We start from the raw sequence: 25,380 nt of genomic DNA, 5'->3' as shown, positions 1-25,380 counted from the left end.
CAGTGACAAGCGTGGGGGCCATATTCACATGCGGAAATGCTCGCCCAGGTACACCCGGCGCACATCGGCGTTGTCGACGATCTCCGAAGGGGTGCCCTGCGCCAGCACGTGGCCATCATTGATGATGAAGGCATGGTCACAGATGCCCAGGGTTTCGCGCACGTTGTGGTCGGTGATGAGCACGCCGATGCCCCGGCTCTTGAGGAAAACGATGATGCGCTGGATCTCGATCACCGCGATCGGGTCGATGCCGGCAAATGGCTCGTCGAGCAGGATGAAGCGCGGCTGCGTCGCCAGCGCGCGCGCAATCTCGACGCGCCGGCGCTCGCCGCCCGACAGCGACAGCGCGGACGAATCGCGCAGGTGCTCCACCCGCAGGTCCTGCAAGAGCGTCGTGAGACGCTCCTCGATCTCGCTTTTGGACAGCGCACGGCCGGCCTGGTCGCCATCGGCGCCATGGCGCTGCAGCTCCAGCACCGCGCGCACGTTTTCTTCCACCGTGAGTTTGCGAAAAATCGACGCCTCCTGCGGCAGATAGCTCAGGCCCAGGCGCGAACGGCGGTGGATCGGCATGTGTTCGACCGGGCCGCCGTCGATGGTGATCTCGCCGGCGTCGGCCCGCACCAGGCCCACGATCATGTAGAACGAGGTCGTCTTGCCTGCACCGTTGGGCCCGAGCAGGCCCACCACCTCGCCTTTTTGCACCGACAGCGACACATCCTTCACGACCATGCGGCTGCCATAGGTTTTTTGCAGGTGGCGCGCTTCGAGCCGGCTCGGCACGTCGCGCACGGCATGCGTCGCTGCGTCGCCCGTCACTTTGGATCCCCGCCGAGGGTGCTGCTGGGACGCAGTACGGGTGCCGGCACAGCAGGCGCTGGCGCCGTGCCCGCCGGCGCGGAGGCAGTGGCCTTGGGTGCCAGCATGGCGCGGATGCGCGTGCGCGCGGGGCCGCCCGCAACGCCGCCCGTCGGATTCGTGACCGTGCCATCCACGGTGAACACGTCGGTTGCGTTGTTGTAGGTGATCAAGGCCCCCGTGGTCTCGTCGCTCAGCGTGGCGCCGGTGTAGCGGCGCAGGATGGCCCGCTTGATGAATTTGACGACGTCCGCCTTGCCGTCGTACTCGATGGTTTCCGACTCCCCCTCGATGTACTCGTCCACGCCTTCGCGCTTTTGCCGGTAGAACGCCAGCTTGCCGGGCTCGGCCGTGACGGTGGCGTATTGATAGCCCTCGGGGTCCTGGCGCACGTCGACCCGGGCGCCGCGAATGATGATGGTGCCCTTGGTGACGACCACCCGGCCGGTGAACACGCTGGTCTGGTTGAGGTCGTCGTAGCGCAGGGCATCCGCCTCGATATTCATCGGCTTGTTGCTGTCGGCTTTTTCGGCCAGCGCGCCAAGCGGGAGCAGTGCACAGGCGACGAGCAGCAAAAGCGAGGTGAAAGTTTTTTTCATAGAGGCATGAATCTTGCTGGCATTGTAAGGGCGTGACCACGAAAGCCCTCCCAAAAATAACAGAAAAGCCCGCTGAAGCGGGCTTTTTCGTGGCGCCCCGGGGCTGGCGTCAGGCGCTCTTGCGCGACTCGCCAATCAGGTAGTCGGTGATCTGCAGGGCGCGCTCCATGCTGTGTGCGAGCTCGCCATCGGTATAAAAGCGCCCCGCCACGCCGAGCGCGGGCACGCCCGACACCTTGTAGGCGTCCTGCAGCTGGGTCGCACGGCGCACCTTGGTTGCGACCGAGAACGAGTTGTAGATCTCGGCGAACTTGGCCGTGTCCAGGCCCTGTTTTTGAACCCAGGCGGTAATGCCGGCGTCACGGTCGAGCGGCTGGCGCTCGACGTGAATCGCGTAGAACACCTTGACATGCAGCTCGTCGAGCTTGCCCATGGCTTCCAGCGTGTAGTACAGGCGCTGCTCGGGCACAAAGCTGGCATTGAACGCCACCGGCACGCGGCGCATATTGACATCCTTGGGCAGGCGCTTGACCCAATTGTCCAGCGCCGGCTCGAACGCGTTGCAGTGCGGACAGCTGTACCAGAAGAATTCGATGACCTCGACCTTGCCGGGGGGCGTCTCGACCATGGCGCGCTTGTCCAGCACCAGATAATCCGTGCCGGCGACGAATTTTTTCCCCTGGGCATGGGCGGCCGGCACAGTCAGGGTGGAGGCGGCCAGCGCCGAGGCGGCGGCCAGCGAGAATTCACGACGTTTCATCAAGTTACGCTCCTGTCAATATCAGAGTCAGAGGGCCGACCCGGCCTGAAGTTCCCATGCGGCACGTCACGCGAAGGCGTCCGGCCATTTAACGCTGCACGCGCACCAGCGCTGTTTCCATGCCGCTGCCATCGAGCTGCTCCTTGGTCTTGTCGGCATCAGCCTTGGTGTTGAACGGCCCGACCCGCACGCGCCAGACCGTGCGTCCGGACTGTTCGCGTTCGGAAACCTTGGCTTCGACCCCCATCAGCGACAGCTTGGCGCGCTGCGACTCGGCATCTTCGGCAGTCCGGAACGCGCCGGCCTGCACAAAGTAGGTAAACGGATCGACCCCGCTGCTGCTCGACCGGGCCTTCGCCAGGTCCCCCAGCGGATCACCCGACACCGCCGGCGGAACGGGCGGCTGAACGGCTGCGGTCCTGCCCCCCACGACCGCGGGAGGCAGGGGGGCCGTCGCCGCACCGGGCGTTGCACCGGCACCCGCACCCGTGTTGTCGACCGCGCCGCCAGCAGCGGCCGAGGCCGGGCGCACCGGGTTCTTGCCATACAGCGGCGCGTTGGGATCCCAGTCCTTGTTCTTCACGGCCTCGGCCGCATCCTGGTCCGGGGCACGGCTCACGCCCTTGTTGACGAACGGAATCGGCACCTTGGTGACGTACACGGCGACGGCCAGTGCCGCGCCCAGACCCACCACGACACCGATGACAAAGCCGACGATGGTGCCGCCGAATTGCTGTTTCATTGAATTGCTCACATTTTTGCGGGCGCCGACACGCCCAGAATTGCCAGGCCATTGTGCAATACCTGCGCGGTGGCGGCCACCAGCGCCAGCCGCGCCAGTTTGACGGCCTCGTCGTCCACCAGAATGCGTTCGGCATCATAGTAGCTGTGGTAGGTGGCGGCCAGATCGCGCAGGTAGAAGGTGACGTCGTGCGGCGCGAAATCCTGCGCGGCCGCGCCCAGCATCTCCGGGTATTTGGCCAGCTGCAGCATCAGCGCCAGCGCGGGGGCGCTTTGCAGCGGCGCCAGGTCGACGCTCGCCAGCCGGGCCGCGTCGCCGCCTTCCTTGTCCTTCCACGCGGCCAGCACCGAGCAGATGCGCGCATGCGCGTACTGCACGTAATACACCGGGTTGTCGTTGTTTTTCGTGACCGCCAGATCGACGTCGAACACGTATTCGGTATCGGGCTTGCGGCTCAGCAGGAAGAAGCGCACGGCATCCTTGCTGGTCCACTCGATCAGATCGCGCAGCGTGACGTAGCTGCCGGCGCGCTTGCTGATCTTGACTTCCTCGCCGCCGCGCATCACGCGCACCATGGTGTGCAGCACGTAGTCGGGGTAGCCCGCAGGAATGCCCACATTCGCCGCCTGCAGCCCGGCGCGCACGCGCGCAATGGTGCCGTGGTGGTCGGTGCCCTGGATGTTGACCACCTTGTGAAAGCCGCGCTCCCATTTGGCGATGTGGTAGGCCACGTCGGGCACGAAGTAGGTGTAGCTGCCGTCACCCTTGCGCATGACGCGGTCCTTGTCGTCGCCATACTCGGTGGACTTGAGCCACAGCGCGCCATCCTGCTCGTAGGTCTTGCCGGCCGCCTGCAGCTTTGCCACCGTGGCCGCGACCTTGCCGCTGGTGTACAGGCTCGATTCGAGGTAGTAGTTGTCGAACCGGACCGCGAACGCCTGCAGGTCCAGGTCCTGCTCGTGGCGCAGGTAGGCCACGGCGAACTGGCGGATGGCATCGAGGTCGTTTACGTCGCCCGAGGCGGTGTACGCGCGGTCGTCGGACTTGACTGTCTTTTTTGCCAGGAAGTCGGCTGCGATGTCGGCGATGTAGTCGCCGTTGTAGGCGGGGGCGTTGTCGCCGCTGGGCCATTCGGCATCGCCGGGTTTGAAGCCCCGGGCGCGCAGCTGCACGCTGTGCGCCAGCGTGGCGATCTGCACGCCCGCGTCGTTGTAGTAGAACTCGCGGTACACGTCCCAGCCCTGGGTCTGGAACAGGTTGCAGAGGGCGTCGCCCAGCGCCGCTTGGCGGCCATGGCCCACATGCAGCGGCCCGGTTGGGTTGGCCGAGACGAATTCCACCAGCACGCGCTGCCCGTTGCCGCCTTGCACGCCAAAGCGGTCGGCGCCCTGCAGCACCTCGCGCACGATCTGCTGCTTGGCCTCGGGCTTGAGCCGGATGTTGAGAAAACCGGGCCCGGCAATCTCGATGGCGTCCACCCAGCGCTTGAAGGGCTCTGAATTTTGCAGCGCCTCGCGCAGGCCCTGCGCGAGCTGGCGCGGGTTTTGCTTCAAGGGCTTGGCCAGCTGCATGGCCGCCGTGGAGGCCAGGTCGCCATGTGCGGCCACCTTGGGCGACTCGAAGGCCGCCTTCGCCCCCGCACCGGGCGAGAGTTTTTCCAGCTCGCCGGCCAGCGCCGCGAGCAATTCCTGTTTGACAGAGAGCATCGGCTGATTTTACGGGGCGGCGGCGCTCACCCCAGGGCTCGCGTCATCCATATTGCCGGGCCGAACGTTGTGTGTTGCAATCCTGCAGGGATTTTTTCTTCCCTGCAGGATGGCTTTACCTTCAACACGTTCCTCTCCAGGAGATTCCATGAAACAACTTCTTCCCCTGATCGCCGCCATGGGTTTGGCTCTGTCCATGGGCATGGGCGTGGCCCACGCTGCCGAGGGCGCCAAAACGGCGCAGCAGTCCAAGATGGCCACCTGCAACGCCGATGCCGCCGGCAAGAAGGGCGATGAGCGCAAGGCCTTCATGAAAGACTGCCTCAGTGCCAAGCCGGCGGCCGCCGCAGCCCCGGCCGCGAAGCCCTCCTGCGACCAAGCCGCCGCCGACAAAAAGCTGGCAGGTGCCGCCAAAGCCAGCTTCCTCAAGAAGTGCATGGCCGACGCGAAATAAACGCCGCCCGGCCAGGCCGGGCGGCGTCAGCCCGTCTTTGCCTGCGCAAAAAAACCCCGCCCGTGCCATAGGGCGGGGTTTTCTTTTGGCATGATGCGCGCATGACCTCTCGCGCCAATCAGACCCCGTCCCTTTCCTGCGTCATGCCCGCCTTCAACGAGGCGCGCAATCTGGATGTGGTGGTGCCGCAGGTGCTGGCCGCCCTGACGGCGCTGTCGCCCCGGGTGGAACTGGTCGTGGTCGATGATGGCAGCCGCGACGACACCGTGCAGGTCGCGCAGCGCCTGTGCGCGCTGCATCCGCAGATGGTGCTGCTGCAGCTGTCGCGCAACTTCGGCAAAGAGGCCGCGCTGACCGCCGGCATCGACGCGGCGCGCGGCGACCTGGTCGTCATGATGGATGCGGATGGCCAGCACCCGGCGTCTCTGCTGGGCGAGATGCTGGAAAAATGGAAGCAAGGCGCGGACGTGGTGTATGCCGTGCGCAAGAGCCGCGCAGACCAGTCGCGGCTGCAGGCGGGACTCACCGGCCTGTTCTACAAGCTCGTCAACTGGGGCAGCCATATCGAGATTCCGGCCGATGCCGGCGACTTTCGCCTGATGGACCGCAAGGTGGTGCAGGCGCTGCGGTCGCTGCCCGAGCGCAACCGCTTCATGAAGGGCCTGTACGCCTGGGTCGGCTTCAACAGCACGGCGATCGACTACGAGCCGCTGCCGCGCGCCGATGGCCAGACCAACTTCGGCCTGGGCGGCTCGTTCCGTCTCGCGCTGACCGGCATGGTGGCATTCTCCACCGCGCCGCTGCGCCTGCTCACGGCGCTGGGGCTGCTGCTGGCGGTCGGTGCCCTGGGCTATGGCGCCTGGGTCGTGATCGAGCACTTCATCACGGGCGTCGAGGTGCCAGGCTACGCCACGATCGTGGCCGGTCTGATGTTCTTCAGCGGCATCCAGCTGCTCGGCATGGGCATCCTGGCCGAGTATGTGGGGCGCATTTATGAAGAGGTCAAGCAGCGCCCCGCCTATCTGCTCAGCCAGCGCACGGGGGACGGCCTGATCGCCGCGGGCGCGCGCGGGGACGACGAACCCCAAGCGGCCCGGGTGCAGGACGCCTCGCTACTCTGAGCATGAGCAAGTCCGGCTTCTGGTTCATCGCCGTGGGCAGCGCCGCCGCGCTCACCCACATGCTGGTGTTTGCACTGACGCATTCCCACGTGTGGCCGGAAGTGGCCAACGCGATTGGTTTCACGGTGGCGTTTTTCGTGAGTTTTTCGGGCCACCGCTGGCTCAGCTTCAGCGATGCGGGCACCAGCGTGACGCAAAGCTTCAGCCGTTTCCTCATGACCGCGCTGGCCGGCTTTGCGACCAACGAAATCGTGTTTGTGCTGCTGCTGCGCGAACTGGGCTGGCCGTCGTTTGTCGCCCTGTTCGCCGCGCTAGTGTTTGCAGCCGGGCAAACCTTTTTGCTGAGCCGCTATTGGGCCTTCCGGCGCTGACGCGGCGCTGCCGCCCGACTTGAACAGGATCCAGCCGGTGCCGGTCTGAACCCGCAGCCATGCGGGCGGTCCGAACCCGCGCGCACCGCCATTGCGCGGCACCAGCAGCCAGTTACCGGGTCGCGCGCTGGCCGCCGCTAAAACATCAGGGGTCTGCAGCACGCGGCCGGCGACGGGATCGAAATCGGCGCCTTCGAACAGCTCGCGCTGCCACACGTCGCCGGCCGTTTTGTGCTGCCGGGGCCAATCCTGGATCACCACGATGGGCCGGCGGATCTGGGCGTAGAAAGGCAAGTCATAGGGATAGTTGCCGACCGCATAGACCGTGTCCGCCGGACTCGCGTCGCAGGCCAGGGTCTGCGCGACATCCCCGCTCAGCTTGTCGTCGGTGAAGCGGGTCACCAGCAGGCTCACGGCCAGCGCCAACGCAATGATCAGCGCCGCAAGAGCAGCAAACACCCGGCCCGCAAACCGGCTGTGCGCCAGCGTGCGCTCCCAGCCCAGCGCCGCCAGCAGCGCCAGCGGCGGGATCACGGGCAGGATATAGCCGATCAGCTTGGAGGCGGGGATGGAGAAGAACGCGAGGATGGCGGCGAGCCAGATCCAGCACAGGCTGAACCATTCCCGGGCCACCCCGTCGGGCGCCGGGGTCCGCTTAACGGCGTCCCACAGCGGCTTGCCGGCAAAAAAGGCCCACGGAAACAGCAGGATCAGCAGGCTGGCGATGTAGAACCACCAGGGCTGGACGTTGTTGAAGGTGTCGGCCGTGAAGCGCGTGAACTGCTGCGTGCCGAACAGGTAGTCCATCGCGCCGGGGTATTTTTGCGCGACCAGCACGAACCACGGCACGGTGATCGCCGCCAGCAGCAGCAGGCCGCTCGCCCAGGGCAGCGCCAGCACCTTGCGGAACTGGCGCGTCCAGAGCAGCCACAAAAACAGCACCAGCCCAGGCAGCAGCAGGCCGATCAGCCCCTTGCTGAGCACCCCGAGCGCGCAGGCCACAAAGCCGAGCCGGGCCAGATTCGCATGCGGGCGCGCGCCGTGCATGAAGGCGAATGCGAAGCACCAGATCGCGATGCCGATCCAGGTCGCCACCATCATGTCGTGGTTCACGTACTGTCCGCCCAGCAAAAACGCCACGCTGGTGCCCAGCATGAGGCCGGCGCGGCGCGCGACCCGCTCGCCGGCGATGGCGCGCGCCGCCAGGTACAGCCCCACCAGCATGATGCCGGCGTGCAGCGCCGGCACCAGCCGCAGCGCCCACACATGGCTGCCGAACAGGGCCAGCGACACGGCCTCGAGCCAGTACAACAGCGGCGGCTTGTGGAAGAACGGCAGGCCGTCCAGGCGCGGCACGAGCCAGTCGCCGCTTTGCAGCATCCAGCGGCCGACTTCGCCGTAGCGCCCCTCGTCCGGCACGGCCAGCGGGCGCAGCGCGGCCAGCAGCAACAGCAAAAGCCACAGGGCGGCGAGCCAGAGCCAGGAAATTGGGCGTTCTTGTTTAGTCGATACGGTACGGGTCATGGCGCCGAGTGTAGTGGCGGTAGTAGGCTCGCCCGCGCACCAGCGCGACCTGCGCATGCGCCAGCGCCGCGCCGAAATCGCTGCTTCCCAGGTAGGCGTACTCGCGCAGGCGCGCCGCGCCGATCTCGTCGTCCGGACCGGCCGCGCTCGCCGGGTGGCACATGAGCATGCCGCCGGCCGGCGCGCCCGCCAGCCAGCCGTCCATCAGTGCGGCGTAGCGGGCCGTGTCGCCATCAAAGTCATACACACCCAACAAGGCATCAGCCCTTGGTACACCTGCACCATCAGCTATCTTCTTAATAGCATTGGAGCCCAGCGCCGAGATCACGCGCGACTTGAGGCCAAGGCGTTCGCCGGCACCAGCGCGCACCTGCGACACGCGCAGGTACGGCAGCCGGCCCGGGTAGCGGCGCGCCAGCACCTCGACCAGCGGCTCACGGATGCCGGCGAACTGCTGCACGTGCTGATGGCCGTCCACATGGTCGGGCGGCGCCTGCCACTGCGCCTCGAACAGGTCCAGCTGTCGCTCGATCACGGTGCGCGCCGCGCCGCGGTCGAAGCCGCCGAGCAGCGCCCGGCGCATCGCTGCGCCGAGCGACAGGCCATGGCCGGCGGCCCGCGCGAAGGTGCTGGTCCAGTCCAGGTGCAGGCCGACGTCGATGCGCCCGCGCAGGTCCTGCAGCAGCGCCACGTCCTGCGCCCAGCGCGGCGCCAGCACCATGGCGCTGGTGGCGGACAGCCGGCCCTGGCGCGCCAGGGCCGCAATGCCCTGCGAAGCCCCCGCGTGCACCGCGAAGTCGTCGGCGCACAGCACCAGCGGCTTCATGCGGCCTGCCAATAGCCCGGCTGGCCGTAGCTGTGCTTGAGAAAATCGATCCACAGGCGCACGCGCAGCGGCAGGTGCCGGCGCTGCGGAAACACGGCGTAGATGCCGTTCGGCGGCGCCGCGAAATCGGCCAGCACCTCGACCAGCTGGCCGCTGGCGATCTCGGACTCGACCTCCCAGGTGCTGCGCCATGCGATGCCGCCACCCGCCAGGCACCAGTCGTGCAGCACCTGGCCATCGGTGCAGTCCAGCGGGCCGCCGGGTTTGAGGTGAATCACCTCGGAGTCGCCCGTGCGCTCGCCCGTGGCGATCGGCACGCGAAAGGCCCAGCCGCGGCTTTGCGAGGCGCCGCTGGACAGGGTCAGGCAGTCGAAGCGCGCCAGCTCGCTGGGGTGCTGCGGCGTGCCGTGCTGGCGCAGGTATTTGGGCGTGGCCACGCACAGACGCCGGTTTTCGGCCAGGCGCACGCTGACCAGCGAGGAGTCGGGCAGATCGCCAACGCGCACCGCGCAGTCCTGCCCTTCGGCGGCCAGGTCGATCACGCGGTCGCTCAGATTCAGCGAAATCGTGACGTCGGCATGCAGATCGCGAAAGCGCGGCACCAGCGGCGCCACGTGACGCCGGCCAAAGCCGGCCGGCGCGGTGATGCGCAAATGCCCGCTGGCCTTGACACCACCGGCCGACACGCTGGCCTCGGCATTCGCGACCTCGACCAGCAGGCGCTGGCAGTCTTCCAGAAAGGCGCTGCCCTCGTGCGTGAGCGTGATGCGCCGCGTGGTGCGCACCAGCAGCTTGACGCCCAGGCGCTCCTCCAGCGCATCGAGCCGGCGCCCCATGATGGCCGGCGCCACGCCCTCGGCCTGGGCCGCAGCCGTGAGGCTGCCCCGGGTCGCCACCGACACAAACGACTCCATGGCCTTGAGCTTGTCCATGGCGCCAGATTATGCGCATGGAAGTCACAAACCACTCCCGCTTGATGCCAGCGTTGCGGATCGGCCCGGCCACGACGGCCTCGATGCCCAGCCTTGATTACCAACAAAAAAGTCATGAATAAAACGACTTTGACTTAATAAGTCGACCGCAAAGTATCGAATACAGTAGGGCATGGAAAAACTTTGCGCCGCTGCCGTGGAAAAACCACAGGCAGTTTTATTCGATGCCTACGGCACGCTGTTCGACGTGTACAGCGTGGGTCTGCTGGCCGAGCAGCTGTTTCCGGGCCGCGGCCAGGCGTTGGGTGTGTTGTGGCGCGACAAGCAGATCGAATACACGCGGCTCGTGACCACCAGCAACCACGGCGCGCACTACCAGCCGTTCTGGGCACTGACCCGGGCCGCGCTCGCGTACGCTATTAAAAAAATAGCGCCTCCCGGAGCATCGGCGCAGGCTATAGCCACTTTTAATGGTCAAGTCGACCAGTTGATGAACCAGTATCGGCACCTGAGCGCCTTCCCCGAGAACAAGGCCGTGCTGAAGGCGCTCAAGGCCCGGGGCATCGCCACCGGCATCCTGTCCAACGGAGACCCCGAGATGCTTGGCATTGCCGTGCGCAGCGCCGGCATGGAAGGTCTGCTGGACCACGTGATCAGCGTGGATGCCGTGCACAAATACAAGACCCACCCCGAGGCCTACGCGCTGGGCGAGCAGGCCACCGGCCTGGAGGCCGCGAACATCCTGTTCGTGAGCAGCAACAGCTGGGACGCGCTGGGCGCCACCTGGTACGGCTACCAGACCCTGTGGGTGAACCGCTACCAGCTGCCGTTCGAAGAACTCGGCACCCCACCGACCCGCACCGGCGCCAGCCTGCGCGACGTCCTCTCTTTTTTTGAAGCTTGATGGAGAACCCCATGACCGCACGTACCCCTGTTCACAACCTGCAAGTGGCCACCGAGCTGCACCAGTTCATCAACGAGAAGGTGCTGCCCGGCACCGGCGTGGACAGTGCCACTTTCTGGCAGGGCTTCGACGCCATCGTGGCCGACCTGGCGCCAAAGAACATCGCGCTGCTGGCCGAGCGCGAGCGGCTGCAGACCGAGCTCGACACCTGGCACCAGGCCAACCCCGGCCCGATCCGCGACATGGTGGCCTACCGCAAATTCCTGGAAACGATCGGCTACCTGGTGCCCTCGCCCGAGAATGTGAAGACCAGCACGGCCCACGTCGATGCCGAACTGGCCATGCAGGCCGGCCCGCAACTCGTGGTGCCGATTCTGAATGCGCGCTATGCGCTGAACGCCGCCAACGCGCGCTGGGGCTCGCTGTACGACGCGCTGTATGGCACCGACGCTATCCCCGAGACCGGCGGCGCCGAAAAGGGCAAGGGCTACAACCCGGTGCGCGGCGCCAGGGTCATCGAGTTCGCGCGCAACGTGCTGGACCAGGCCGCGCCGCTCGCGAGCGGTTCGCACAGGGATGCGACCGGCTACACGGTCGCCGGCGGCAAGCTGGTCGTCGCGCTCAAGGGCGGATCGAGCACCGGCCTTCAAGACCCCGCCAAGTTCATCGGCTACCAGGGTGAGGCTGCCGCGCCGTCCTCGGTGCTGCTGCGCAACAACGGCATTCACATCGACATCCGCATCGACCGCAGCACGCCGATCGGCAAAAGCGATGCGGCCGGCGTGTCCGACCTGGTGATGGAGGCCGCGCTCTCCACCATCCTCGACCTGGAAGACTCGATCGCCGCGGTGGATGCCGAGGACAAGCTGCTGGCCTACAGCAACTGGCTCGGCATTTTGCAGGGCACGCTGACCGAGGAAGTCGCCAAGGGCGGCAAGACCTTCACGCGCGGCCTGAACCCGGACCGCATGTACACCGGCGCGGATGGGAAGTCCGTCACGCTGCACGGCCGCTCGCTGATGTTCGTGCGCAATGTCGGCCACCTGATGACGAATCCGGCCATCCTGTACACGGCCAGGGACGGCAGTACGCGCGAAATCCCCGAAGGCATCATGGACGCGGTCGTCACCACCACCATCGCGATCCATGATTTGAAGCGCCAGGGCCAGGCCGGCATCAAGAATTCACGCACCGGCTCGGTCTACATCGTCAAGCCCAAGATGCACGGCCCCAGGGAAGTGGCGTTCGCCGCCGAGCTGTTCGGCCGCGTCGAGGCGCTGCTGGGTTTGCCCGAAAACACTGTCAAGCTCGGCATCATGGACGAGGAGCGCCGCACCAGCATCAACCTGCAGGCCTGCATCGCGGCCGCCAGCGCGCGCGTGGCCTTCATCAACACCGGCTTCCTGGACCGCACCGGCGACGAGATGCACAGCGCCATGCGCGCCGGCCCGATGATCCGCAAGGGCGACATGAAGGCCAGCGCGTGGATCGCCGCCTATGAGAAGAACAACGTCGCGGTCGGCCTGGCCTGCGGCCTGCGCGGGCGCGCACAGATCGGCAAGGGCATGTGGGCCATGCCCGACCTGATGGCCGCGATGCTGGAGCAAAAGATCGCGCAACCGCGCGCCGGCGCCAACACCGCCTGGGTGCCCTCGCCCACGGCCGCCACGCTGCACGCGCTGCACTACCACCAGGTCAACGTGGCCGAGGTACAGGCGCAGATGGAAAAGGCCAACGCGCAGACCGACCCGGTGGCCGCGCGCGACGCGCTGCTCGGCGGCCTGCTGCAAATCCCGGTCACCGCCACGCCCAACTGGAGCGCCACCGAGAAGCAGCAGGAACTCGACAACAACGCGCAGGGCATCCTGGGCTATGTGGTGCGCTGGGTGGACCAGGGCGTGGGCTGCTCCAAGGTGCCCGACATCCACAACGTGGCGCTGATGGAAGACCGCGCCACCCTGCGCATCAGCAGCCAGCACATCGCCAACTGGCTGCTGCACGGCGTGGTCACCGAAGCCCAGGTGCGCGAAACCTTCGAGCGCATGGCCGCGGTGGTGGACGGCCAGAATGCGGGCGATCCGCTGTACAAGCCGATGGCGGGCCACTTCGACACCTCCATGGCGTATCAGGCCGCGTGTGACCTGGTGTTCAAGGGATTGGTGCAGCCCAGCGGCTATACCGAGCCGCTGCTGCACGGGTGGCGGTTGAAGGTGAAGGCAGCGGCCTGAGTTCAGCCACGATCCCGCCTCCAGCACTCTCCCTGCGATGAAGCAGCCGTCCGGGCCCAGCCGCGGCCGGATACCGTGCGGCTACAGCAAGAAAAGATTACGCGCTGGTCAGCGGGCCGCCTGCATTGGCGGGTAGCACCGGGCACTCCGGCAGGACAGTGTGGGCGGCTTTCCTTTCATGCCCAATCTGGCTAAGCTGACGTGACCCCCACCGAAAGGCAAAACCATGATTGCCCCCGTCAAACACGACCCGCTGCTCAAGCCCGATGCGGCCATCGACCACATCCTGGGCCCAGCCTCTGCCGAGGTGACCGTCGTTGAATACGGCGACTTCGAATGCCCGTCCTGCGGCCAGGCCTATGCGGCGATGAAGATCATGCTCGACCATTTCGGCCCGCAGCTGCGCTTTGTGTTCCGCCACTACCCGCAGCGGGAAATCCATCCTCATGCCGAACTCGCGGCCGAGGCGGCCGAAGCAGCGGGCGCCCAGCACACGTTCTGGCCGTTTTATGACCTTCTGTTCACGCACCAGCAGCACCTGCAGGAGAAGCAGCTGCTGGACTACGCCGGCGACATCGGCCTGGACCTGCTGCGCTACCAGAACGAGATGAGCGACCACGTGTACCTGCAGCGCGTGCAGGAGCACCTGGCCAGCGCGCAGCACCTGGGCATCCGCGCGACGCCGACGTTCTATGTGAACGGCAAGGTCACGGACGTTTCCTTCGGCATGCAGCACCTGCATCAGGCGATTGACCGGGCGCTGCGCGCCCGTGGGTAGGCGCGAGCTTTTATGATCCTCGCCTCACCCACTTTTCCATCCGAGGATCCCCATGCCCACCATTCACGTTGAAATGCTGGAAGGCCGCACGCCCGAGCAAAAGAAAAAACTGGTCACGGAGATCACCCGCGTCACGGTCGAGGTGCTGGGCGGCTCGCCCGAGGCGGTCGACATCCTGCTGGTCGATGTGCCACGCGGGAACTGGGCCACCGGCGGCAAGCTGTGGTCGGAGCCGCGCCCGGCCACACCCGCATGAGCACCGTCTCGCTACTTGATCAATAGCGTCATACGAAGACCCTATAAGGGTTAGCGCGTGATTTAACTAAAAACCCGAGGCGGAGCGCCGGCCACCACCGGCGCCTCGGCCTCGGCCCGCAGCCAGCGCACAAAATCCTGCGCATCGGGGTTGCCGGCGGCGCGCGGCGCGGTGACCACGAAGTAGCCGCGCTGCGAGGCGGCCGTGCCGCCGAACGGGGCCACCAGCCGCCCGTCGCGCAGCAGCCCGGCGACCAGCGGCAGGCGGCCGATCGCCACACCCTGGCCGGCCACGGCGGCCGCAATGGCATCACTGTATTGGGTGAAGCGCAGGGTGTTTTTGGTGCGCAGCTCGGGCAGGCCCATGATGTTCAGCCACGGCGCCCAGTCGGCGTTCAGCGCCGATTCCTGCGGCGTCTCCATCATCGCCAGCAGCGTGTGCTGCACCAGGTCGGCCGGCGTCTGCAAGGGCCTGGCGGGGTTGCCGAGCAGCTGCGGCGCACACACCGGGTACACCGTCTCCTCGAACAGGGGCTGGCCCACGCCCTCGCTGACGCGGCAAAAGCGCACGGCCACGTCGATGTGCGCGCGCGCCAGATCCAGCAGCTCGTTGGTGGCCGAGACCCGCACATCCACGCCCGGGTGGTCGGCCGTGAAGCGCTCCAGCCGCGGAATCAGCCACAGCGAGGCAAAACCGGCCGTGGTGGTGATGGCCACCTGGCGTAGCTGGGTACTGGCGCGCACGCGGGCCGTGGCGTCGCGCAGGCGCTCCAGGCAATCGACCACGGCGCGCTGCAGTACCTGGCCGGCCTCGGTCAGCGCGAGCGCGCGGTGCCGGCGCTCGAACAGCGGCACGCCCAGGCCGGCCTCGATCTGCTGGATCTGCCGGCTCACCGCCGACTGCGTGAGAAACAGCTCCTTGGCGGCCAGCGTGAAGCTCAAGGTGCGCGCGGCCGCCTCGAAGCTGCGCAGCAGGTCGAGCCGGGGCAGTTCCGAGCGCTGGATGGCGCCCGTCTGCGGCGTCGGGAATTGAGGTTTCGCATTCTCTGTACGCATGTCAATGATTCCAATTGACCGTTTGAGAAAAGGGGATTCTCTCAGTATATTCATTCGTACCATGAATGCGAAAGGATCTGCCATGAAACCCGATAGCAACCGTTTCGACCTGAGTTTGCGCAAGGACGCGATGCTGCGCCTGCCCGACGCGGCCGGCGTGCAGATCATCTGCCGCGACGGCACCGTGTGGATCACGCTCGACAGCGACCAGCGCGACATCGTGCTCGAAGCCGGCGACCGCTTCGCCAGCACCGAGCACCGGCACGCCGTGGTCACGGCGCTGGCGCCGTCATGCATCACGGTGTCGGCAACGCCCGCCCCAAAGCAGTCGCTGCACGAGCGCAACCGGCGCCGCCCGGGCCTGGTGTTCGAACAGGTGCTGGTGTGATGGACGCCGCAGCGCGCTACCCGGTCGAATGGATCGACCGCTTTCAGCTCGCCGGCGGCGACTGGCTCACGCTGCGCCCGGTGCTGCCGCAGGACGACGCGCTGGAGCGCGCGTTCGTCGCGCAGGGCCTGACCTCACAGTCGCGCTACCTGCGCTTTCAGGTGGGCCTGAGCGAACTGCCGGAGGCGCTGACGCAGGCGTTCACGCACATTGACTACCACGACCATTTCGCGCTGGTCGCCGAGTCGTTCGCGGGCGGCCAGCAAACGCAGCTGGGCGATGCGCGCTTCGTGCGCGTCGGCGGCGCCCCCGAGGTGGCCGAATTCGGCATCGCGGTGGCAGACGCCTGGCACGGGCTCGGTATTGGCCGGCGCCTGCTGTGCCTGCTGGCCGCCGCCGCCCGCGCGCAAGGCGTGACGCAGCTGTATGGCGACGTGCTGCGCGGCAACGCACCCATGCTGGCCTTGGCCCAGGCCAGTGGATTTGCCGTACAGCGGCACCCGGACGACGCGAGGCTGGTGCGGGTGCAGCGCGCGCTGGCGGCTCCGATGACTCCTGAATTAATAGCTGACTGCGCATGACCGGCAAGGGCTACAGGGTCATTTGATGCATAAACCGGGTAAACGGCCGCGCCAGCGGCCGTTTTCTTTCTGTTGCAGCTTCGGCGCCGAAGCGGGCGCGAACGGCACGGTAAAATCGACCCAATTCGCGCTCTGCAGCGACCAAACAAATGGCTGTGTGGCCCGCGGGGCCTGCGGACACTACCCACCAGACAGGACGCCCGATGGTCGAGCAACATTCATCCGCGGCGGCCAGCGCGGCCGCCACCGCCCTGCCGGCTCGCGAATGCGATGTCCTGATCATCGGCGGCGGCCCGGCCGGCGCCACGGCAGGCGCCTTGCTGGCGCAGCGCGGCCACCAGGTGACAGTGCTGGAAAAGGCCCATCACCCGCGGTTTCACATCGGCGAGTCGCTGCTGCCGGCGAATTTGCCGCTACTCGACAAGCTGGGCGTGGCCGACGCGGTCCGGGCGGTGTCGATCGAAAAATGGGGCGCCGAATTTGTGTCGCCCTGGCATGCGCAGTCGTCGCAGACCTTCCAGTTTGCCGAGGCCTGGGACAAATCCATGCCGCATTCATACGAGGTGCGGCGCTCCGAGTTCGATGAGATCCTGATCCGCAACGCCGCCCGCAAGGGGGCCGAGGTGATCGAGGGCTGCCGGGTGCAGGGCGTCGCGTTCGACGCGGACCACCGGGGCGCCACCGTCGAGGCCCGGCACGACGACGGGCGCGGCCAGACCTGGCGCGCGCGCTTCGTGCTCGATGCGTCGGGGCGCGACACCTTTCTGGGTAAAAAGTTCGACACGAAGCGGCGCAACCCCAAGCACAACAGCGCGGCGCTGTATGCCCACTTCAGCGGGGCGCGGCGCCACCCGGGCAAGGCCGCCGGCAACATCACGGTGTTCTGGTTCGAGCATGGCTGGTTCTGGTTCATTCCACTGGCCGATGGCGCCACCAGCGTGGGCGCGGTGGTCTGGCCGTACTACCTGAAAACGCGCGACAAGCCGCTCGAGGCTTTCTTTCTCGACACGATCGCCCTGTGCCCGGCGCTGGCCGGGCGGCTGGTGGAGGCCGCACGCGTCACGCCGGTCGAGGCCACCGGAAATTTCTCCTACGCCTGCGACCAGACCCACGGCCCCAATTACCTGTTGCTGGGCGATGCGTTTGCCTTTGTCGACCCGGTGTTTTCGTCCGGCGTAATGCTGGCCATGCAGGGCGGCTTTTGCGCGGCCGACACGGTGGATGTCTGCCTGCGTGAGCCGGCGCGCGCACGCGCCGCGCTCAAACACTTCGACCGGCAGGCCCGGCTGGGCCCGAAGGAGTTTTCCTGGTTCATCTACCGGGTCACCAACCCGGCCATGCGCGACCTGTTCATGGGCCCGCGCAATGTGCTGCGCGTCAAGGAGGCGCTGTTGTCGATGCTGGCGGGCGATATTTTCGGCAAGACGCCGATCTGGGGCTCGCTGCTGGTCCTCAAGGGCATTTACTACGCCGCCTGCGCACGCCACTTCAAGCGCAGCTGGCAGGCCCTGCGCCGTCGCCGCGCCAACATCCGCACCCTGGATGAAGCCGTGGCCGTGGCCGGACCCGGGATCCCCTGATGCGGCTGGCCCACTGGCGCGCGCTGCGTGATGCCGTCCGGCTGCGTCTGGGCCTGGGCCTGCTGGCGTTGATGGGACTGGCCTGGTCGCTGCTGGCGCTGCCGCTGAGTTACCTGTTGCCCCGCTCGCCAGGGCTGCGGCTGGGCCGCTACAGCGCCGGCCTGACCTTTCGCGTGTACCTGCGGCTGCTGACGTGGATCGGCGCGTGCCGTTTCGACCTGCGCGCGCTGGACGCGCTGCGCGAGCAGCCGGCCTGCATCATCGCGCCCAACCATCCGTCCCTGCTCGACGCGCTGATGGTCATCTCGCGCGTGCCGCATGTGGCCTGCGTGATGAAGGCCGAGCTCATGCGCAATATCCTGTTCGGCGCAGGGGCGCGGCTGGCGCGCTATATCCGCAACGACTCGCTGCACGCCATGGTGCGCCGGGCCGTGACGGAGGTGCGCGGCGGCAGCCATCTGCTGCTGTTCCCCGAGGGCACGCGCACCACGCGCGCACCCGTGAACCGGCTGCAGGGCACGGCAGGGTTGATCGCCAAATACGCGCGGGCCCCGGTGCAGACCGTGTTTATCGAAACCACCGATGCCGCCTTCCTGGGCAAGGAATCCGCCCTGTTCCGCAAGACGCCGATGCCGGTGCGCTACCGCATCCGTCTGGGCCAGCGCTTCGATCCGCCGAAAAACGTGGCGGCTTTCGCGCGGGAACTGGAGCAGTATTTCAAGGCCGAACTGGCGGATGCTGCGCTCACGGACCGGCCGGCCGGCACGGCCGCGCGCGACGGACAGCGAGCGCGCGACTGGTCGCATGGCGGCAGCGCATGACGGATGATTCGGGCGCCACGCCGCCGGCACCTTCCAGCACGCACCTGGTCCTGATTCCGAGCTACAACCCGGGCCCCAGGGTGTACGACACCGTGCGCGCCGCGCGCGCGCAATGGACCCCCGTGTGGGTCGTGGTCGATGGCAGCACCGATGGCAGCGCCGAGGGCTTGCAGGCCCTCGCCAGCCAGGACGCCGGCTTGCGCGTGCTCGTGCTGCCGCGCAACATGGGCAAGGGCGCCGCCGTGCTGCACGGCATCGATGTGGCCGCCGCGCAGGGGTTCACGCATGCGCTGACCCTGGACTCCGACGGCCAGCACCCGGCCGAACTGATTGCGGACTTCATGGCCGCCTCGGCCCGGCAGCCGCAGGCCATGGTGCTGGGCGTGCCGGTGTTCGACGCCAGCGCGCCACGCCTGCGCGTGCAGGGCCGCAAGCTCTCCAACGGCTGGGCCAACCTGGAAACCCTGTGGGCCGGCATTGGCGACTCGCTGTTCGGCTTTCGCGTGTACCCGATCGCGCCGCTGCGCCAGGTGATGCACGGGCGGCGCTGGATGCGGCGCTTCGATTTCGACCCCGAGGTCGTGGTGCGCCTGTGCTGGCGCGGCGTGCCGCCGGTGAATTTGCCGGCCCGCGTCCAGTACTTCAGCGCGGACGAAGGCGGTGTCTCGCACTTCAACTACTGGCGCGACAACGCGTTGCTGACCTGGATGCACAGCCGCCTGCTGCTCGGCTTTGTCCTGCGCCTGCCCTGGCTGCTGGTGCGGCGCCTGAGAGGCCGTTAAGAGGTCGCCCCGAGGGCCTCAGCGGACCGGATTCAGCACAAAGTTGTATTCCAGCAGGTAGCTGCCATCGGGTTGCTTCGCCCAATCCGCCACCAGCGACTGGCGCACGCCGAACACCGCGTCGGAATCGAGGTAGGGGTCGCCATTGCGAAAGACATGGGTGACCAGCGTCTCGTAACCCTCGGCCCGGATCATGAAGTGCAGATGCGCGGGCCGCCACGGGGAACGCTTCGTGGCCCTGAGCAGGTCGCCCACCGGGCCGTCGGTCGGGATCGGGTAGGCCTCGGCCACGATGGTCCGAAAGTCGAAGCTGCCGTCGCCGCGCGCGTGCAGCACGCCACGCGCCTGTGCGTGGTCAAGGCCGGATTTCTGCACGTCGTAATACCCCTTGTCATCGGCCTGCCAGACCTCGAGGGTGGCGTGGGCCACGGGTTCCCCGTTCAGGCCACGCACGCTGCCACGCACCTGGCACGGTGTGCCGCTGGCACCGTTGGCCAAGTCGGCGCCGTTCTCGTAGTGCGGCGCACCTTCCACGTAGAACGGACCGAACACCGTGGCCTCGGTACAGCCTCGGGGCTTGTCGTTGTTCATCGCGACGGTGAGCATCGACAGGCCCAGCACGTCACTGAGCAGGATGAACTCCTGGCGCGTGCCGGTGCATTTGTGGCCGGTGGCCGTGAGGAACTCGATGCCCCTGCGCCACTCGGCCTCGGTCAGCTTGACCTCGCGCGCGAAGTCATGCAGGTGCTGCACCAGCGCCGTCATGATCTCCTTCAGGCGCAGGTCCGGCGTGTCGGCCAGCCGGGCAATGACGGCCTCGGTGAGGTTGTCCTGGTTGAGGTTGCGCATGGTGGTCTCCTGGAGGGAATTGGGATTCAGCGAATCAGGCCGGCCGCGTGCCGTCGAACGCGTCCTGCAGCAGCTGGCGCAGGGCCGCGCGCTCCAGCGGCCGGGGGTTCGGATACTGGTTTTGCAGGGCCAGCTCGCAGGCCCTGTCGAGGTCGGCCGCTTTCATGCCGATGTCTTTCAAGGCCACCGGCGCGCCGTTGTCGCGGGCCAGATCGAACACGGCTTGCGGCGCGCATTGCGTGCCCCCCAGTGCGCGCGCAATGCGCTGCATGGCCAGCGGCGCCGCGGCGGCGTTGTAGGCCAGCGCATGCGGCAGCACGATGGCGTGGGTCTCGGCATGGGGCAGGTTGAAGCTGCCGCCCAGCGTGTGGCACAGCTTGTGATGCAGCGCCATGCCGACGTGGCCGAGCACCGTGCCGCACAGCCAGGCGCCGTACAGCGCGTCGCTGCGCGCCTGCACATCGTCTGCTTTCTTTTTGATAGCAGGAAGCGCCCGCCCGATGGCGGCTATGCCCTCCTGCGCCATCAAATCCAGGATGGGGTTGCTGTCTGCGGCGTAGAGGCCTTCAGCGGCATGGGCGATGGCGTTGAGGCCGCTGGTCACGCTCACCGCCACGGGCAGGCCGGTCGTGAGCTCGGGGTCGTACAGCACGGTGCGCGGCAGCACGCGCGCGTCCTTGCCGGTCTTCTTGAGGCCCGCCTCGGTGATGCCATAGATCGGCGTCATCTCCGAGCCGGCGTAGGTGGTGGGAATGGCCAGGATCGGCAGGCCGGACTCCAGCGCAATCGCCTTGCCCAGACCAGTGGTAGAGCCGCCGCCCACGGCCACGGCGCAATCTGCCCCGGACCGGCGCGCCACCTCGCGGGCCTCGCGCGCGGTCTCGATCGGCACATGCATCACGGCGCGGTCGAACACGCCGGCGCAGCGCCCGGCGAGCAGGGCGGCCACGCGCTCGGACAGCGGCCGCTGTCCCGGGGTGCACAGCACCAGCGCCTTGCGCGCGCCCAGGGCTTCGATCTCGCGCCCCAAGTGCTGCAGGCTGCCCGCGCCGAACACCACACGGGCCGGGTTGGAGGCATAGATAAATGCCTGCATGGTTTGTCTAAATCATGCCGCCGTTGATCGAGATCACCTGGCCGCTGATGTAGGCCGCGCGATCGCTGGCCAGGAAACCCACCAGGTCGGCCACCTCCTCGGGCGTGCCGGCCCGCTTCATGGGCACCAGCCGCGCGATGGCCTCGGCGTCGAAGCTCGCCTCGCTCATGGCGGTGGCGATGATGCCGGGCGCCACGGCGTTCACCGTGATGCCGCGGCTGGCCAGCTCCAGTGCCAGCGATTTGGTGGCGGCGTGCAGGGCACCCTTGGCCGCCGAATAGTTGACCTGGCCGCGGTTCCCGGCCAGGGCCGCCACCGAGGTGATGTTGATGATGCGGCCCCAGCGCGTACGGATCATCGGCAGCGTCAACGGCTGGGTCACGTGGAAGAAGCCATTCAGCGACACATCCAGCACGCGCTGCCACTGCGCCAGCTGCATGCCCGGGAACACCGCGTCGTCGTGGATGCCGGCGTTGTTGACGACGATCTGGATTGGACCCGCCAGCAGCAGCGTCTCCAGTGCGGCGGCCGTCGCGGCCGCATCCGTGACATCGAAGGCGATCGCCTCGGCCTGGCCGCCCTGCGCCCGGATCGCCTCCACCAGAGCCTGGGCCGCGGCCAGGCCCCGGTTGGCATGGACGATGACCTGCAAGCCATCTTGGGCCAGCTGCCGGCAGATGGCAGCGCCGATGCCGCCGCTGCCGCCGGTGACGAGCGCTCGTTTGCGGGTGGTAGTGGTCAAGGGGCTGCTCCTGATGAATAGGCCGCTGCGTCAACTGGCCGCAGCATGGCCGCGTCCAGCACCACGGCTGCCCGGCCCTCGAGCAGCAACTGCGGGCCGGCCTCGAGCCGGAAGCTGTACAGGATGTGGTTCGCGTCACCGAGCAGGCGCTCGGCCGTGACCGTCAGGTCCGATGCGATCGTGTCCAGCCGCTGCACATGCAGGGTCACGCTGCGCACGCTGGCCAGGTAGCCGACGCGCGGCGCAGCGCAGGTGGTCTCGCCGGACTCGGCCAGCAGCGCGCCATGCAGCGCCATGGCCTGCGCGGCATATTCAACGCCGCAGGCAGCGCCGAGACGGCCCCCGGCGCGCAGGGGATTGTCGGGCGCCCGGTGGCTGCTGGCCTGGCACACGATGCGCGTGGCGTCCCACGCCATGACGGCGTCGAGCAGGCACATGCGGCCCTGGTGCGGAATGCGCCGGGCAATCTCGAGCTGCTGCAGGATGGGTTGCGTCGGCATGGCGTCAGGCACAGGGCGCGATGTCGAGCGCCAGCTGCAAGCCATCCAGATAGTCCAGCACCACGCGCCCGGCCTGCTGCGTTGCGACGGCGCGCAACAGCGGCAGGCTGCGCGCCGCCGGAATGCCGCGGCGCAGCGGCTCCAGCACGGGGTCCGCCAGCTGGTCGGCCGGGTCACCGGTGAGGCAGGCGTCGCCGTGCAGCGTGCAGCGCGCCAGGCTGCGCGCACTGCGCTGCGGGGCGAGGATCAGCGCCACGCCGAAGGTGTCAGGCACCGGACGCGCACTGTGCAGCGGCTCGGGGTAGTCGGTGTCGTAGGCCAGCAGCAGCACCGGCACCCCGTCCACCACGGCCTGCGCGACGGCCTCCAGCAGGCCGGCGGCAAAGCTGCCGTCGTAGGCACACAACACCGACGAGGTCGCCATGGACCCGGTGGCAATGCCCCAGTAGCCGGAGGCGGCGTTGTGCACGGAGTTGTGAAAGCGCGTGGGCGAGATGAACTTGTCAGGGGACGCCAGCGCCACGCACATCTCGTGGCAGTTCAGGCCATCGCCGCCCGACGAGGTGAAGACCGAAGGCACCTGGGCCGCCTCCAGCCCCGCAGCCTGCAGGGCCTCGAGCCCGATCGCGAGCGCGAGCTTGACCGTCGCCCCGGCGCGGCGCCGTTCGGCGGGGGGCAGCGCGGCGGGCGCGGGAAGCACGGTTTTCTGCAGCCGCGCGGGCGCCAGACCGGCGAGCTGCCGGCGCCCTTCTTCCCAGTGGTCGATGCCCGGACCGAGCAGGCCCACGCCGTCGATGTAGACGACCAGCGGCGCAGACGATGGGGGAGACAGCGGTGTCATGGCGCAGGTCCCTTAGCCGGCCCGGCTGAATACGAGGCTGCAATTGGTGCCGCCAAAGCCAAAGGAATTGCTCAGCACGCTACTCACCGGCTGCTCGCGGTTGTCCAGCAGGTAGTTGACGGCAAGAGTGGTGTCCACCTGCTCAGTGTTGATCCCGCCCGGCATCAGGCCCTGTTGCAGCGCCAGGGCGCTGATAACGGCTTCCAGGGCGCCCGCGGCGCCCAGCGTATGGCCGGTGGCGCCCTTGGTCGAACTGCACGGCGTCGCAAGCTCGCCGAACAGGGCCGCCACGGCCTGGCCTTCGGCCGCATCGTTGCCCGGCGTGGCCGTGCCGTGCAGGTTGATGTAGTCGATCTGCGCGGCGGGCAGGCCGGCGCTTGCCAGCGCCTGCTGCATGGCCAGGCGCGCGCCCAGCCCCTGCGGGTGCGGCGACGACATGTGGTACGCATCGCTCGACTCGCCGACGCCGCGCAGCAGCACCGCGTTCGCATCCAGGCTGCCTGGGACCCGCTCGAGCAGGATGAAGGCCGCCGCCTCGCCGATCGAGATGCCGTCGCGCGTGATATCGAACGGCCGGCACGGGCGGCTGGAGAGCAGGCCGAGCGAGTTGAAGCCGCACAGCGTGGTCAGGCACAGCGTGTCGACACCGCCGACGATGGCCGCATCGATCAAGCCGGCTTCCAGCATGCGCCGCGCCGAGGCGAATACCTTGGCGCTGGACGAACAGGCCGACGAGACGGCCATGGCCGGACCTTCGAGCCCGAAGAAGCGGCGCACGAAAGCGGACACCGAATACGGGTTGTGCGTGGTGGCGTAATTGAAGTCTGCCGGCAAGGCGCCGCTGACCGGATCGCGGCGCCGGTAGGCCAGCTCGGTTTGCAGGATTCCCGCAGTGCTGGTCCCGAGAAAAACGCCCATGCGCTGGCGCCCGACCCGCGCGACGGTCTGATGCACGGCCTGCTCGAAATCGTCCTGGCGCAAACCGAGTTGCGCCAGCCGGTTGTTGCGGCAGTCGTAGGCGCGCAAACCATCGCGCAGCACCTCGTCATCGACCCCCGCCACCGAACCGGTCCAGGTCGCCAGGTCGGCGCCCTCGAAGTCGCACGGCTGCAGGCCGCTGCGCCGCTCGCGCAACGACGCCAGGGTCGGAGTCAGCCCGCGGCCGATGCAGCTGGTCGTGGTGAAGTGCGATAGCAGGAGGGGTTGCACGAGGCGGGGCCGGTGATGGACAGTCAATCCAGTTTAGCAAACGGGGGCCGCGCAAGGGCGCTCACGCCAGCGCGGCGCGCAGGGTCACGCAGCGCAAATGCGCGGCCGCCACGGCCTGCAGCAGCGGCGGCAGCACGTCCAAAATGACCGGGGTACCTTGCGGGGTGAGCGCGGCATGGCGGTCGTGCAGCAGCAGGATGTCGCCCGCACGCAGCGAGCGGGTCAGGACGCGCAGCACGGCCTGTGCATTGCCATTACGGGTGTCGTAGGCACGCCGGCTCCAGCTGGCCAGCCGCAGGCCCAGGCGCTGCAGCACCGGGTCCAGACACGGGTTGCGCAGGCCGGCCGGCGCCCGGAAGAAGACGGGCGGGCGGCCCGTGATGGCCGTGAGCGTTTGCTGGGCCGTTTGCAGCTCGCGCAAAAAGCCGCGCGGCCCGTGCAGTGCAAAGCCATAGCCATGGGTCTGGCTGTGGTTCTCGATGGCGTGGCCGCGGCGCACGATGTCGCGGCACAGTTCGGGGTAGCGCGCGGCCTGCGTGCCGATGCAAAAAAAAGTGGCCTTTGCGCCGTGGCGCTCCAGCAGGTCGAGCACTGCGGGCGTGACCTGCGGGTCCGGGCCATCGTCGATCGTCAGGGCGATTTCGCCGCGCGCCGCCGCCGCGGCCGGCAGGCGCGTCCAGTTGGCGCCGAGCCACTGGCAGCGCGGCAACAAGCCCGCCAGACTGAGCACGGCATGGTTGGCGAGCAGCGCGCCGATCGCCCAGGGCCAGACCGCGGGCCGCGCCAGCACGGCGATCAGCGCCGTGGCATGCAGCCCCAGCGAAGCCCACAGCAGTGGGGCGGGCTGCCAGCGTTTGAACGGCGTCTGCGTCGCCAT

General features: G+C 67.8%; 28 protein-coding genes. 12 read left to right on the top strand and 16 right to left on the bottom strand.

Translation table 11 applies throughout. The annotated features are described in order from the left end of the window. Positions 1-24 precede the first annotated feature (24 nt). From lptB to argS, 5 genes are all read right to left on the bottom strand, one after another. Positions 25-819, bottom strand: coding sequence for an LPS export ABC transporter ATP-binding protein (lptB, locus tag EUB48_RS01290; RefSeq protein ID WP_244618294.1), 795 nt, complete (start codon positions 817-819; stop codon positions 25-27). Beyond that, positions 816-1,457, bottom strand: a complete 642-nt coding sequence (lptA, locus tag EUB48_RS01285) for a lipopolysaccharide transport periplasmic protein LptA (RefSeq protein WP_142817191.1) — start codon at positions 1,455-1,457, stop codon at positions 816-818. Before lptA ends, lptB begins: the two co-directional genes overlap by 4 nt. A gap of 109 nt (positions 1,458-1,566) precedes the next feature. Beyond that, positions 1,567-2,217 carry a thiol:disulfide interchange protein DsbA/DsbL gene (locus EUB48_RS01280; protein ID WP_077561888.1) on the bottom strand — a complete coding sequence of 217 codons (651 nt, stop codon included), beginning with the start codon at positions 2,215-2,217 and terminating at the stop codon, positions 1,567-1,569. A gap of 88 nt (positions 2,218-2,305) precedes the next feature. After that, positions 2,306-2,959, bottom strand: a complete 654-nt coding sequence (locus EUB48_RS01275; RefSeq protein ID WP_142817189.1) for an SPOR domain-containing protein — start codon at positions 2,957-2,959, stop codon at positions 2,306-2,308. Positions 2,960-2,967: 8 nt separating this feature from the next. Next, positions 2,968-4,665, bottom strand: coding sequence for an arginine--tRNA ligase (argS, locus tag EUB48_RS01270; protein ID WP_142817187.1), 1,698 nt, complete (start codon positions 4,663-4,665; stop codon positions 2,968-2,970). A 148-nt stretch (positions 4,666-4,813) separates the two neighbouring features. Here argS and EUB48_RS01265 point away from each other — a divergent pair, with 148 nt between their 5' ends. The 3 genes from EUB48_RS01265 to EUB48_RS01255 all read left to right on the top strand — a co-directional run bounded on the left by EUB48_RS01265 (position 4,814) and on the right by EUB48_RS01255 (position 6,611). Beyond that, positions 4,814-5,119 (top strand): PsiF family protein, encoded by a 306-nt coding sequence (locus tag EUB48_RS01265; RefSeq protein ID WP_142817186.1) that lies wholly within the window; start codon positions 4,814-4,816, stop codon positions 5,117-5,119. Positions 5,120-5,220: 101 nt separating this feature from the next. After that, on the top strand, positions 5,221-6,240 hold the full coding sequence (locus tag EUB48_RS01260) for a glycosyltransferase family 2 protein (protein ID WP_142817184.1): 1,020 nt from the start codon (positions 5,221-5,223) through the stop codon (positions 6,238-6,240). Positions 6,241-6,242: 2 nt separating this feature from the next. Then, a complete protein-coding gene (locus EUB48_RS01255; protein WP_142817182.1) occupies positions 6,243-6,611 on the top strand; it encodes a GtrA family protein in 369 nt (122 codons plus the stop codon). Here the strand turns inward: EUB48_RS01255 and EUB48_RS01250 are convergent. Genes EUB48_RS01250 through EUB48_RS01240 form a run of 3 tightly spaced genes read right to left on the bottom strand, consistent with a single transcriptional unit; the run spans position 6,552 to position 9,893 of the window. Further along, a complete protein-coding gene (locus EUB48_RS01250) occupies positions 6,552-8,135 on the bottom strand; it encodes an ArnT family glycosyltransferase (protein WP_142817180.1) in 1,584 nt (527 codons plus the stop codon). The two genes, EUB48_RS01255 and EUB48_RS01250, sit on opposite strands and share 60 nt — an antisense overlap. Further along, positions 8,113-8,961: a ChbG/HpnK family deacetylase gene (locus tag EUB48_RS01245; protein WP_142817178.1), complete on the bottom strand. Its 849-nt coding sequence runs from the start codon at positions 8,959-8,961 to the stop codon at positions 8,113-8,115. Before EUB48_RS01245 ends, EUB48_RS01250 begins: the two co-directional genes overlap by 23 nt. Then, positions 8,958-9,893 (bottom strand): LysR family transcriptional regulator, encoded by a 936-nt coding sequence (locus tag EUB48_RS01240; RefSeq protein ID WP_142817176.1) that lies wholly within the window; start codon positions 9,891-9,893, stop codon positions 8,958-8,960. The genes EUB48_RS01245 and EUB48_RS01240 overlap by 4 nt, the downstream gene beginning before the upstream one ends. 172 nt (positions 9,894-10,065) lie before the next feature. On the opposite strand from EUB48_RS01240, the gene EUB48_RS01235 reads away from it, so the two are divergent. From EUB48_RS01235 to EUB48_RS01220, 4 genes are all read left to right on the top strand, one after another. Beyond that, complete coding sequence (locus EUB48_RS01235) at positions 10,066-10,797, top strand: haloacid dehalogenase type II (RefSeq protein ID WP_210411680.1); 732 nt, start codon at positions 10,066-10,068, stop codon at positions 10,795-10,797. Positions 10,798-10,808: 11 nt separating this feature from the next. After that, positions 10,809-13,025 (top strand): malate synthase G, encoded by a 2,217-nt coding sequence (locus EUB48_RS01230; RefSeq protein WP_142817174.1) that lies wholly within the window; start codon positions 10,809-10,811, stop codon positions 13,023-13,025. 226 nt (positions 13,026-13,251) lie between these two features. Beyond that, positions 13,252-13,803, top strand: a complete 552-nt coding sequence (locus EUB48_RS01225; protein WP_142817172.1) for a DsbA family protein — start codon at positions 13,252-13,254, stop codon at positions 13,801-13,803. A gap of 52 nt (positions 13,804-13,855) precedes the next feature. Next, the gene (locus EUB48_RS01220) at positions 13,856-14,059 is read left to right on the top strand and encodes a 4-oxalocrotonate tautomerase (protein WP_142817170.1); all 204 of its coding nucleotides are present in this window, start codon (positions 13,856-13,858) and stop codon (positions 14,057-14,059) included. A gap of 62 nt (positions 14,060-14,121) precedes the next feature. On the opposite strand, the gene EUB48_RS01215 is transcribed toward EUB48_RS01220, so the two are convergent. Beyond that, entirely contained in the window at positions 14,122-15,114 is a 993-nt protein-coding gene (locus tag EUB48_RS01215; protein ID WP_142817169.1) for a LysR substrate-binding domain-containing protein, read from the bottom strand. A gap of 82 nt (positions 15,115-15,196) precedes the next feature. On the opposite strand from EUB48_RS01215, the gene EUB48_RS01210 reads away from it, so the two are divergent. The 5 genes from EUB48_RS01210 to EUB48_RS01190 all read left to right on the top strand — a co-directional run bounded on the left by EUB48_RS01210 (position 15,197) and on the right by EUB48_RS01190 (position 19,266). Further along, positions 15,197-15,502, top strand: coding sequence for a DUF2917 domain-containing protein (locus EUB48_RS01210; RefSeq protein ID WP_142817167.1), 306 nt, complete (start codon positions 15,197-15,199; stop codon positions 15,500-15,502). Continuing rightward, the gene (locus tag EUB48_RS01205) at positions 15,502-16,083 is read left to right on the top strand and encodes a GNAT family N-acetyltransferase (RefSeq protein ID WP_244618464.1); all 582 of its coding nucleotides are present in this window, start codon (positions 15,502-15,504) and stop codon (positions 16,081-16,083) included. The genes EUB48_RS01210 and EUB48_RS01205 overlap by 1 nt, the downstream gene beginning before the upstream one ends. 203 nt (positions 16,084-16,286) lie before the next feature. Then, on the top strand, positions 16,287-17,663 hold the full coding sequence (locus EUB48_RS01200; RefSeq protein ID WP_142817164.1) for an NAD(P)/FAD-dependent oxidoreductase: 1,377 nt from the start codon (positions 16,287-16,289) through the stop codon (positions 17,661-17,663). Beyond that, positions 17,663-18,484, top strand: coding sequence for a lysophospholipid acyltransferase family protein (locus tag EUB48_RS01195; RefSeq protein WP_142817163.1), 822 nt, complete (start codon positions 17,663-17,665; stop codon positions 18,482-18,484). Before EUB48_RS01200 ends, EUB48_RS01195 begins: the two co-directional genes overlap by 1 nt. Continuing rightward, positions 18,481-19,266: a glycosyltransferase family 2 protein gene (locus EUB48_RS01190; protein WP_142817161.1), complete on the top strand. Its 786-nt coding sequence runs from the start codon at positions 18,481-18,483 to the stop codon at positions 19,264-19,266. Before EUB48_RS01195 ends, EUB48_RS01190 begins: the two co-directional genes overlap by 4 nt. An 18-nt stretch (positions 19,267-19,284) precedes the next feature. On the opposite strand, the gene EUB48_RS01185 is transcribed toward EUB48_RS01190, so the two are convergent. The 7 genes from EUB48_RS01185 to EUB48_RS01155 all read right to left on the bottom strand — a co-directional run bounded on the left by EUB48_RS01185 (position 19,285) and on the right by EUB48_RS01155 (position 25,380). Continuing rightward, positions 19,285-20,115 carry an intradiol ring-cleavage dioxygenase gene (locus tag EUB48_RS01185; RefSeq protein ID WP_142817159.1) on the bottom strand — a complete coding sequence of 277 codons (831 nt, stop codon included), beginning with the start codon at positions 20,113-20,115 and terminating at the stop codon, positions 19,285-19,287. Between the two features lie 34 nt (positions 20,116-20,149). Then, a complete protein-coding gene (locus EUB48_RS01180; RefSeq protein WP_142817158.1) occupies positions 20,150-21,211 on the bottom strand; it encodes a maleylacetate reductase in 1,062 nt (353 codons plus the stop codon). 7 nt (positions 21,212-21,218) lie between these two features. Further along, the gene (gene fabG, locus EUB48_RS01175; RefSeq protein ID WP_142817156.1) at positions 21,219-21,953 is read right to left on the bottom strand and encodes a 3-oxoacyl-ACP reductase FabG; all 735 of its coding nucleotides are present in this window, start codon (positions 21,951-21,953) and stop codon (positions 21,219-21,221) included. Further along, complete coding sequence (locus tag EUB48_RS01170) at positions 21,950-22,453, bottom strand: hotdog family protein (protein WP_142817155.1); 504 nt, start codon at positions 22,451-22,453, stop codon at positions 21,950-21,952. Before EUB48_RS01170 ends, fabG begins: the two co-directional genes overlap by 4 nt. 4 nt (positions 22,454-22,457) lie before the next feature. Beyond that, on the bottom strand, positions 22,458-23,294 hold the full coding sequence (locus EUB48_RS01165) for a beta-ketoacyl synthase chain length factor (protein ID WP_142817153.1): 837 nt from the start codon (positions 23,292-23,294) through the stop codon (positions 22,458-22,460). Positions 23,295-23,306: 12 nt separating this feature from the next. After that, entirely contained in the window at positions 23,307-24,503 is a 1,197-nt protein-coding gene (locus EUB48_RS01160; RefSeq protein ID WP_142817151.1) for a beta-ketoacyl-[acyl-carrier-protein] synthase family protein, read from the bottom strand. 61 nt (positions 24,504-24,564) lie between these two features. Further along, positions 24,565-25,380, bottom strand: coding sequence for a polysaccharide deacetylase family protein (locus EUB48_RS01155; RefSeq protein ID WP_142817150.1), 816 nt, complete (start codon positions 25,378-25,380; stop codon positions 24,565-24,567).

The organism is Rhodoferax sediminis, assembly GCF_006970865.1.
GTDB lineage: Bacteria > Pseudomonadota > Gammaproteobacteria > Burkholderiales > Burkholderiaceae_C > Rhodoferax_A > Rhodoferax_A sediminis.
The sequence above is the reverse complement of the archived record's forward strand: the minus strand, read 5'-3'. Positions and strand labels throughout refer to the sequence as shown.